Consider the following 9,605-nt stretch of genomic DNA (forward strand, 5'->3'; position numbering starts at 1 on the left):
CGAATGGCTATCTTCAGACTCACCCCAACATGAAACTCCTGGTTATTGGCTCGGGCGGCCGCGAACATGCCCTCGCCTGGCGGCTGGCCCGCTCCCCGCGCGTACACAAGGTGTACGTCGCCCCGGGCAACGGCGGCACGCAACGGGCCGAGCAGATGGAGAACATCCCGCTCACCAATGCCGAGGAACTGGCCGATTTCGTGCAGCGCGAAGGCGTGGCCCTCACCGTGGTCGGCCCCGAAGCGCCGCTGGCCGCCGGCGTCGTGGACGTGTTCCGCGCCCGCGGCCTGAAAATCTTCGGCCCGACCAAGGCCGCCGCCCAGCTGGAGAGCTCCAAGGATTACGCCAAGGCCTTCATGGTGCGGCACAACATCCCCACCGCCCGCTACCAGACCTTCACCGACCCGGCCCAGGCGCATGCCTACATCGACCAGGAAGGCGCCCCCATCGTGATCAAGGCCGACGGCCTGGCCGCGGGCAAGGGCGTGGTGGTCGCCGCCACGCTCGAAGAGGCGCACGCCGCCATCGACGCCATGCTGGGCGACGGCTCCATGGGCGAGGCCGGCGCGCGCGTGGTCATCGAGGAATGCCTGGTGGGCGAGGAAGCCAGCTTCATCGTCATGTGCGACGGCCGCAACGTGCTGGCCCTGGCCACCAGCCAGGACCACAAGCGCCTGCTCGACGGCGACCAGGGTCCCAACACCGGCGGCATGGGCGCCTATTCGCCCGCGCCCATCGTCACCCCCGAACTGCACCACCGCATCATGCGCGAAATCATCCTGCCGACCGTGCAGGGCATGGCGCGCGACGGCATTCCGTACACCGGCTTCCTGTACGCCGGCCTAATGATCGCCCCCGGCGACGACCCCGACCGCGCCATCAAGACGCTGGAATTCAACTGCCGCATGGGCGACCCGGAAACCCAGCCCATCATGATGCGGGTCAAGAGCGACCTGCTCGACGCCCTGGAACATGCCGTCGAGGGCACGCTGGACCAGGCCGACATCGTCTGGGACCGCCGCACCGCGCTGGGCGCCGTGCTGGCCGCGCACAACTACCCGGGCACGCCGCGCACCGGCGACGCCATCCGCGGCCTGCCGGCCGACGCCGAGGATTGCATGGTGTTCCACGCCGCCACCCGGATCGAGGACGGCGAGATCAAGACCACCGGCGGCCGCGTGCTGTGCGTCACGGCCCTGGGCGACTCGGTCAAGATGGCCCGCGACCGCGTCTACGAAACCATAGACGGCGTGCACTTCGACGGCCGCCAGTACCGCAGCGACATCGGCTGGCGCGCGCTCAAGCCCTCGCAGCAGAAGTCCAAGTCCAACGCCTGACCGGAGCCCGCCGATGAACGCCTTGCCCGTCTCCGCCGTGCGGGACTACCTCACCGGCTTGCAGGCCCGCATCGTCGGCGCCCTGGAAGAAGCGGAAGGCGCCGCCTTCCGCGCCGATGAATGGCAGCGTCCCGAAGGCGGCGGCGGCCTGTCGCGCCTGCTCGAAGGCGGCCAGCTGTTCGAACGGGCCGGCGTGCTGTTCAGCCATGTCCAGGGTTCCAAGCTGCCGCCCTCGGCCAGCGCGCACCGGCCAGAACTCGCCGGCCGCTCCTGGGAGGCGATGGGCGTGTCCATGGTGCTGCACCCGCGCAATCCGCACGTGCCCACCACGCACATGAACGTGCGCATGTTCACGGCGGCCGCGCGCCCCGGCCACGACGAAGCCGACGTTTTCTGGTTCGGCGGCGGCCTGGACCTGACCCCGTACTATCCGTTCGAGGAAGACGCGCGCCACTTCCACGCCGTATGCCGCGACGCGCTGGCCGGCCACGGCGCCGACTACTACCCGCGCTACAAGCGCTGGTGCGACGAATACTTCTTCCTCAAGCACCGCAACGAAACCCGCGGAATCGGCGGCATCTTCTTCGACGACCTGAACGCCCCGGGCTTCGACGCCTCCTTCGCCCTGACCCGCTCGGTCGGCGACGCCTTCCTGCCGGCCTACATGCCCATCGTGGAACGCCGCCGCGCCCTGCCCTATGGCGAGCGCGAACGCGACTTCCAGGCCTACCGCCGCGGCCGCTACGTGGAATTCAACCTGGTGTTCGACCGCGGCACGCTGTTCGGCTTGCAATCGGGCGGACGTACCGAATCCATCCTGCTGTCCATGCCGCCGCTGGCGCAGTGGCGCTACGACTGGCAGCCGCAGGCCGGCACGCCCGAGGCCGAACTGGCCGCCTACCTCAAGCCGCGGGACTGGGTTTGAAACGCATCGGTCTCCTGGGCGGCAGTTTCGACCCCGTCCACGTCGCGCACATCGCGCTCGCCCAGACCGCGCTGCAGGCGCTGGGCCTGGCCGAAGTGCAGCTCATCCCGGCGGCCAACCCCTGGCAGCGCGCCGCGCTGCACGCCACCGGCCGCCAGCGCCTGGACATGCTGGAACTGGCGATCGCCGGCCATGCCGGGCTGGCCGTCAACCCGATCGAAATCGAACGTGGCGGCGCCACCTACACCCTCGACACCCTGCGCGCCCTGCCTGGCGGGGCGCGCTACGTCTGGCTGTTGGGCGCCGACCAACTCGCCAATTTCTGCACCTGGCGCAACTGGCAGGACATCGCCAGCCTGGTGGACCTGGCCGTGGCCACCCGTCCCGGCACGCCGCTGGCCGCGCCGCCGGAACTGGCCCGGCACCTCGGCGCCCTGGGCCGCGAATTGCAGGAACTGCCGTTCGCGCCCATGCCGGTATCGGCCTCCGACATCCGCCAGCGCCTGGCGCGCGGCGCATCCACCGAAGGCCTGCTCGCGCCGCCCGTCGCCGCGTATATTGCGGCGCACCATCTCTACCGATAAACCCCACCCGCCGGGCGTTCCAAACGTCCCAAAGCCAGCCTCTCGCTGACCCTGCGCGGGTTATATTTACAGTTATGGATATACAAAAACTCCAACGCGCCGTCATCGACGCCCTCGAAGACGTCAAGGCGCAAGACATCAAGGTTTTCAACACCACGCATCTGACCAGCCTGTTCGATCGCGTCGTGATTGCAAGCGCCACCTCCAACCGCCAGACCCGCGCGCTGGCCTCCAGCGTATCCGACCGCGGCCGCGCGCTCGGCCTGTCCGGCATCACCATCGAAGGCGAAGACACCGGCGAATGGGTCGTGGTCGACCTGGGCGACGTGGTCGTGCACATCATGCAGCCGGCCATCCGCCAGTACTACAACCTGGAAGAAATCTGGGGCGGCAAGCCGGTGCGCGTCAAGCTGCTGCCGGAATCCACCCGTCCCGCGCCCATCGCCGGCGACAGCGCCTACGACGGCACCGACTACTGAGCGCGCCGTGAAGCTCATCGTCGTGGCCGTGGGCACGCGCATGCCGGACTGGGTGCAGACCGCCTGGGACGACTACGCCAAGCGCCTGCCCGCCGATTGCGCGCTGGAACTGCGCGAGATCAAGCCCGAACCCCGCAACAGCGGCAAGACGCCGGCCCAGATGATGGCAGCCGAGGCCAAGCGGATCGACGCCGCCCTGCCCGCCGGCGTCCTGCGCCTGGCGCTGGACGAACGCGGCCGCGACCTCACCACCATGGCCCTGTCGCAAAAGCTGGAGCAATGGCGCGCCGGCGGCCAGGACGTGGCCTTCCTGGTCGGCGGCCCGGACGGCCTGGACCCCGAACTGAAAGCCGCCTGCAGCGGCCAGCTGCGGCTGTCTTCGCTGACGCTGCCGCACCCCATGGTGCGCGTGGTGCTGGCCGAGCAGCTCTACCGGGCCTGGGCCATCATGACCAACCATCCCTATCATCGCGCCTGAACGGCCCGGCCTCGTTGTAGCAATGACCGACACAGCCCCCCCGACCGCCCGCCTCTACCTCGCCTCGGCCAGCCCCAGGCGGCGCGAACTGCTGACGCAGATCGGCCTGCCCCACGAAGTGCTGCGGGTGCCGGCTCCGCCGGGCGAGGACGAACCCCAGCATCCCGGCGAAAGCGCCGCCGACTACGTCCAGCGCACCGCGCGCGACAAGGCGCTGCGCGGACGCGACTGGATGCATGAAAACCGTCTGCCGCGCCTGCCGTTGCTGGCCGCCGACACCACCGTGATCCTGGACGGCCAGGTCCTGGGCAAGCCCGCGGACCGCGCCGACGCCCAGCGCATCCTGCGCGCGCTGTCGGGCGCCGCCCACGAAGTGCGCACCGCCGTCGCGGTCTGGACCGGCGAACAACTGCTGGAGGCGGTTTCCATCACCGAAGTCCGCATGCGCGACCTGACGGACGACGAAATCGGCCGCTACTGCGACAGCGGCGAACCCTACGGCAAGGCCGGCGCCTACGGCATCCAGGGCCTGGCCGGCACGTTCATCTCGCATATCTCGGGCAGCTACACCGGCGTGATGGGCCTGCCGGTGTTCGAAACCGCCAACCTGCTGCGCGCCGCCGGCATCCGCACGCCCTGAAGCGTCTGTCTCAGAAAAAACAAAACCCCGCGGGCTGACCGCGGGGTTTTTTCATGCCTGCCCGGCTCAGGCCTGGCTGATCGGCTCGCCGAGCATGGGCTGCGGCTCGGCGACCGTCGGAGCCACGGCGGGCAGCGGCTGCGGATCGCCGGCCAGCGCGGCATCCAGCCGCTCCTTGTCCAGTTCGCCTTCCCAGCGCGCGACCACGACGGTGGCGGTCGCGTTGCCGACCAGGTTGGTCAGCGCGCGGCATTCGGACATGAAGCGGTCCACGCCCAGGATCAGCGCCATGCCGGCGACCGGCACCGTGGGCACCACCGACAGGGTCGCGGCCAGCGTGATGAAGCCCGCGCCGGTCACGCCCGCGGCGCCCTTGGAGCTCAGCATCGCCACCAGCAGCAGCAGGATCTGGTCGCCCAGCGACAGCGGGATATCGCAGGCCTGCGCGATGAACAGCGCGGCCATCGTCATGTAGATGTTGGTTCCGTCCAGGTTGAACGAGTAGCCGGTGGGCACCACCAGGCCGACCACCGACTTCGAGCAGCCGGCGCGTTCCATCTTCTGCATCAGGGTGGGCAGCGCCGCTTCCGACGAGCTGGTGCCCAGCACCAGCAGCAGTTCCTCGCGGATGTAGCGCACCAGCTTCAGGATCGAAAAGCCGTTGTAGCGCGCCACCAGCCCCAGCACCACGACCACGAACAGCACCGAGGTCGCGTAGAACGTGCCCACCAGCATCGCCAGGTTGACGATGGACTTGATGCCGTACTTGCCGATGGTGAACGCCATGGCGCCGAACGCGCCGATGGGAGCGGCCTTCATCAGGATGGCCACCAGCCGGAACACCGGCTGGGCCAATGCGGTCATGAACGACAGTATCGGCTTGCCGCGCTCGCCCACCATGGCCAGCGAAATGCCGAACAGCACCGCCACGAACAGCACCTGCAGGATGTCGCCGCCCACGAACGGGCTGAAGATGGTCGTGGGGATCACGTTCATCAGAAAGCCGGTGACGGTGGAATCATGCGCCTTGGCCACATAGCCCGACACCGCCTTCTGGTCCAGCGTGCTCGGGTCGATGTGCATGCCCGCGCCGGGCTGCACCACGTGGCTGACGATCATGCCCACGATCAGCGCCAGCGTGGAAAAGCACAGGAAGTACAGCATGGCCTTGCCGGCGACCCGGCCGACCTTCTTGAGGTCGCTCATGGCGGCGATGCCGGTGGCCACGGTCAGGAAGATCACCGGAGCGATGATCATCTTGACCAGCTTGATGAAGGCGTCGCCCAGCGGCTGCATCTGCTGGCCCAGCTCGGGCTTGAATGCGCCCAGCAGCACCCCGACCACGATGGCGAAGATCACCTGCACATAAAGGATTTGATAGAACTTGAGCTTGCGCGCGGGCGCGACTTGATCCACGTCGATCATTGGGATTTGTCCCCACCAAAGCCCCTTGCTCCGGACGGCGTTGCGCGGCGGGCGACGGGGCGTTATCTGTTTTGTGGCCCGGCGCACTGCTTCCGGGCCCATGTCACCGCGCGTCGGAGCGCGGCTTGCCCCGACTTATGCAATCGCCATGCCAGCCCGACGGCGTGCGCCCGCCCATACACAAGCCATTGATCGAAAAGGAATTTTTTCTACTTTCCGGAAAGCGGAACCTGGCATTCTGGCGAGATTCCACACAAAAAAGATATAGAATGTGCGAAAACCCGCACACACCATGTCCCGCCCCGCCTTCACCCCCGCCGCCCCGGCGCTGCCGCCCCAACCGGGCGCCAGGCGGCGCAAGTTCGCCTGGCTCTGGCGCGCCGGCGGCATCGTGCTGGCCGTCGCGCTGGTGTTCGGCGTGCTGCACGCCGCCACGCTCTGGGCCCGCGACGAGGCCCTGACGAACGCCGCGGCGCAGGCGCGCGGCGCGGCCCAGGTCAACGCGGCCCTGCTGCGCAACAATCTCGACAAATTCCGCGCCCTGCCCTTCGTGCTGACCCGCGACGTGGACGTGCGCGCCGCGCTCGAAAACCCCGCGCCGGGCCAGGTCGTGCCGCTGGACGAAAAGCTCGACTCGCTCAGCCGCGGCGTGGGCGCCTCGGCCATCTACGTGCTGGACCGCAAAGGGCTGGCGATCGCCGCCAGCAACTGGCGCGAGCCCGCCACCTTCGTCGGCGTGGACTACCAGTTCCGGCCTTATTTCCAGGGTTCGGTGGCGCAGGGCTCGGCCGAGCATTTCGCGCTGGGCACCATCAGCCATGAGGCCGGCCTGTACCTGGCGCGGCGCGTGGACGGCGTCGGCGGCAGGCTGCTGGGCGTGGTCGTGCTGAAAGTGGATTTCCGCGAACTGGAGGCCGACTGGCGCCAGTCCAACGCGCCGATCTTCGTCACCGACGAACACGGCGTGGTATTGCTGGGCAGCGTCTCCGACTGGCGCTTCAAGGTGCTGGCGCCGCTGGCGTCCGATCTGGCGCAGAAGCTGCGCACCAGCCTGCAGTTCGGCGACGCCCGCTTCCAGCCGCTGCCCTTGCGGCCCGCGCTGCTGACCGCCAGCAACGGCCAACTGGTGCGCACCGACGTCGCGCTGCCCCAGATCCCGGCCGGCGCGCCGCTATTGCATACGACGCTGCCCATCGCGGAATCGCCGGGCTGGACCCTGCACCTGCTCTCGCCGGTGCAGTCTTCCATCAACCAGGCCACGGCCAACGCGCAGCTGGGCGCGCTGCTCGCGCAAAGCGCGCTGGCCGCCATCGTCGGCATCGTCCTGCTGCGCCGCCATCGCCAGCGCGAGCGCGCGCAGCAGCAGGCCGTCATCCATGAACAGCTCGCCGCCCTGGTCGACGAGCGCACCGCGCAGCTGCTGGAAGTGAACGAGCAGCTCATCGAAGAAATGGACCAGCGCCAGCGCACCGACGCCCGCCTGCACACCATGCAGGAAGAACTGGTCCAGGCCAGCAAGCTGGCGCTACTGGGCCAGGTCGCCGCCGGCGTCGCGCACGAGATCAACCAGCCCGTGGCCGCGATACGCGCCTACGCCGACAACGCCGCCGAATTCCTGCGCCGGCATGACGACGGCTCGGCGCGCGAGAACCTGCACACCATCGCCTCCCTGACCGAGCGCATCGGCCACATCACCGGCGAGCTGCGCGCCTTCTCGCGCAAGGCCGGCACCGCGGTCGGGCCCACCAGCCTCAAGGATTGCCTCGAAGGCGCGCTGCTGCTGGTCGGCCCGCGCGCGCGGCGCCAGTCGGTGGCCCTGCAGCGCCCGCCCGAGGGCCAGAACTACCAGGTGCAAGCCAACCGCATCCGGCTCGAACAGGTCCTGGTCAATCTGCTGCAGAACGCCCTGGAGGCGCTGGACGGGCAGCCCGACGGCCGCATCGTCGTGACGCTGCGGGACCTCGGCGAATGCGTGCAGGTCCAGGTCGGCGACAACGGCCCCGGCCTGTCAGCGCAGGCGCGCGCCCTTCTCTTCACGCCTTTCCACACCACCAAGCCGGAAGGGCTGGGCCTGGGCCTGGTCATCTGCCGCGATCTGGTCGCCGAATTCGGCGGCCAGCTGGACGTCGCGGACCCGGCCGACGGTGGCGCCCTCTTCGTCCTGAGCCTGCGCAAGGCGTCCGGCCAGGACCTTGCCGCGAATCCTGCCCATGAAACCAGTCCCTGAATCCGCGTCCCCGCACGTCCTCTTCATCGACGACGACGACGAGCTGCGCCGCGCCAATGCCCAGACACTCAAGCTGCACGGCATGTCCGTGGACGCCCACGCCGGCGCGCGTCCCGCGCTGGCCGCGCTGACCCGTGAATTCGACGGCGTGGTGGTGACCGACATCCGCATGCCCGACATCGACGGCCTGCAGCTGTTTCGCCGGGTGCGCGACATCGATCCCGACATTCCGGTCATCCTGATCACCGGGCACGGCGACATCGCCACCGCCGTGCAATGCATGCACGACGGCGCCTATGACTTCCTGGCCAAGCCCTATGCGGCCGAACGGCTGGTCACCGCGATCGCGCACGCCGCCGAAAAACGCCGCCTGGTGCTGGAGAACCGCCGCCTGCGCGAAGCCGCCTTCGCCGTGGAGGCCGACGAGGTGCCTTTCATCGGCACCGCGCCGGCCATGCAGCGCATCAAGCAAACGCTGCGCCATATCGCGGACGCCGACGTGGATGTGCTGGTCGAAGGCGAAACCGGCACCGGCAAGGAAGTGGTGGCCACCGCGCTGCACCGCCTGAGCCGCCGCCGCGACCGCCCGCTGGTGGCGATCAACTGCGGCGCGCTGCCCGAAAGCGTGATCGAAAGCGAATTGTTCGGCCACGAGGCCGGCGCGTTCACCGGCGCCCAGAAAAAACGCATCGGACGCATCGAACATGCCAGCGGCGGCACGCTGTTCCTGGATGAAATCGAAAGCATGCCGCTGGCCATCCAGGTCAAGCTGCTGCGCGTGCTCGAATCCCGCCAGATCACGCCCCTGGGCAGCAACGAGGTGCGCAGCCTGGACCTGCGCGTGGTCGCGGCCACCAAGGAAGACCTGGGCAGCCCCGCGATCCGCGACAAGTTCCGCGAGGACCTGTTCTACCGCCTCAACGTGGTCACGATACGGATTCCGCCGCTGCGCGAGCGCCGCGAGGACATCCCGCTATTGTTCGCCCACTATCTCGGGCATGCCTCGCGCCGCTTCCACCGCGACATCCCCGAGATGCCCGCGTCCATCAAGCAGCACGTGCTCACGCACGACTGGCCCGGCAACGTGCGCGAACTGGCGCATTTCGCCGAACGCGTGGTGCTGGGCGTGCTGAACGCCCCGCCCACGGCGGCGCCGGCCGCCGCCGCAGGCGCGCTCAGCCTGCCGGAACGGATGGAACGCTTCGAGGCCCAGCTCATCCGCGAAGCCCTGACCACNAGGCGCGCTCAGCCTGCCGGAACGGATGGAACGCTTCGAGGCCCAGCTCATCCGCGAAGCCCTGACCACGCACCAGGGCGACATCAAGGCGACGCTGGAAGCGCTGGGCATTCCGCGCAAGACCTTCTACGACAAGCTGCAGCGCCACGGCATCGAACGCCAGCAGTACATGCCGCGGTAAATCCGCGGCGACGCCCCAAAACAAAAAACCCTCGCCGCAATATCGACGAGGGTTTTTGTTTTGTACAGGCACAAAAACAAAACCCCACAGGA

Annotated in this window: 8 protein-coding genes and 1 pseudogene; 8 read left to right on the plus strand and 1 reads right to left on the minus strand. The window is 68.7% G+C overall.

Annotation, left to right across the window (positions count from 1 at the left end):
• Positions 1 to 29: 29 nt before the first annotated feature.
• The 6 genes from purD to C1I89_RS05925 all read left to right on the plus strand — a co-directional run bounded on the left by purD (position 30) and on the right by C1I89_RS05925 (position 4,443).
• Positions 30 to 1,337 carry a phosphoribosylamine--glycine ligase gene (purD, locus tag C1I89_RS05900; protein ID WP_168202329.1) on the plus strand — a complete coding sequence of 436 codons (1,308 nt, stop codon included), beginning with the start codon at positions 30 to 32 and terminating at the stop codon, positions 1,335 to 1,337.
• Between the two features lie 13 nt (positions 1,338 to 1,350).
• Positions 1,351 to 2,262, plus strand: coding sequence for an oxygen-dependent coproporphyrinogen oxidase (hemF, locus tag C1I89_RS05905; RefSeq protein ID WP_102771786.1), 912 nt, complete (start codon positions 1,351 to 1,353; stop codon positions 2,260 to 2,262).
• On the plus strand, positions 2,259 to 2,846 hold the full coding sequence (nadD, locus tag C1I89_RS05910) for a nicotinate (nicotinamide) nucleotide adenylyltransferase (RefSeq protein WP_102771787.1): 588 nt from the start codon (positions 2,259 to 2,261) through the stop codon (positions 2,844 to 2,846). Before hemF ends, nadD begins: the two co-directional genes overlap by 4 nt.
• Positions 2,847 to 2,920: 74 nt before the next feature.
• Positions 2,921 to 3,325: a ribosome silencing factor gene (gene rsfS, locus C1I89_RS05915; RefSeq protein WP_102771788.1), complete on the plus strand. Its 405-nt coding sequence runs from the start codon at positions 2,921 to 2,923 to the stop codon at positions 3,323 to 3,325.
• Positions 3,326 to 3,332: 7 nt separating this feature from the next.
• Positions 3,333 to 3,803 carry a 23S rRNA (pseudouridine(1915)-N(3))-methyltransferase RlmH gene (gene rlmH / locus C1I89_RS05920; protein ID WP_102771789.1) on the plus strand — a complete coding sequence of 157 codons (471 nt, stop codon included), beginning with the start codon at positions 3,333 to 3,335 and terminating at the stop codon, positions 3,801 to 3,803.
• A 22-nt stretch (positions 3,804 to 3,825) separates the two neighbouring features.
• On the plus strand, positions 3,826 to 4,443 hold the full coding sequence (locus C1I89_RS05925) for a Maf family protein (protein ID WP_102771790.1): 618 nt from the start codon (positions 3,826 to 3,828) through the stop codon (positions 4,441 to 4,443).
• Between the two features lie 66 nt (positions 4,444 to 4,509).
• On the opposite strand, the gene C1I89_RS05930 is transcribed toward C1I89_RS05925, so the two are convergent.
• A complete protein-coding gene (locus C1I89_RS05930) occupies positions 4,510 to 5,868 on the minus strand; it encodes a dicarboxylate/amino acid:cation symporter (RefSeq protein ID WP_102771791.1) in 1,359 nt (452 codons plus the stop codon).
• Between the two features lie 292 nt (positions 5,869 to 6,160).
• On the opposite strand from C1I89_RS05930, the gene C1I89_RS05935 reads away from it, so the two are divergent.
• Both C1I89_RS05935 and C1I89_RS05940 read left to right on the plus strand, forming a co-directional pair.
• Positions 6,161 to 8,095: a sensor histidine kinase gene (locus tag C1I89_RS05935; RefSeq protein ID WP_102771792.1), complete on the plus strand. Its 1,935-nt coding sequence runs from the start codon at positions 6,161 to 6,163 to the stop codon at positions 8,093 to 8,095.
• Positions 8,079 to 9,513 (plus strand): annotated as a pseudogene (locus C1I89_RS05940) (sigma-54-dependent transcriptional regulator). The gene C1I89_RS05935 and the pseudogene C1I89_RS05940 overlap by 17 nt, the downstream one beginning before the upstream one ends.
• Positions 9,514 to 9,605 lie beyond the last annotated feature (92 nt).

This window comes from Achromobacter pulmonis (assembly GCF_002885955.2).
Classification (GTDB): domain Bacteria; phylum Pseudomonadota; class Gammaproteobacteria; order Burkholderiales; family Burkholderiaceae_B; genus Achromobacter; species Achromobacter pulmonis_A.

Coding starts and splice junctions, on each gene's coding strand:
- rsfS (WP_102771788.1), top strand. CDS start 2,921: ATGGATATACAAAAACTCCAACGCGCCGTCATCGACGCCCTCGAAGAC.
- purD (WP_168202329.1), top strand. CDS start 30: ATGAAACTCCTGGTTATTGGCTCGGGCGGCCGCGAACATGCCCTCGCC.
- hemF (WP_102771786.1), top strand. CDS start 1,351: ATGAACGCCTTGCCCGTCTCCGCCGTGCGGGACTACCTCACCGGCTTG.
- C1I89_RS05935 (WP_102771792.1), top strand. CDS start 6,161: ATGTCCCGCCCCGCCTTCACCCCCGCCGCCCCGGCGCTGCCGCCCCAA.
- C1I89_RS05930 (WP_102771791.1), bottom strand. CDS start 5,868: ATGATCGACGTGGATCAAGTCGCGCCCGCGCGCAAGCTCAAGTTCTAT.
- C1I89_RS05925 (WP_102771790.1), top strand. CDS start 3,826: ATGACCGACACAGCCCCCCCGACCGCCCGCCTCTACCTCGCCTCGGCC.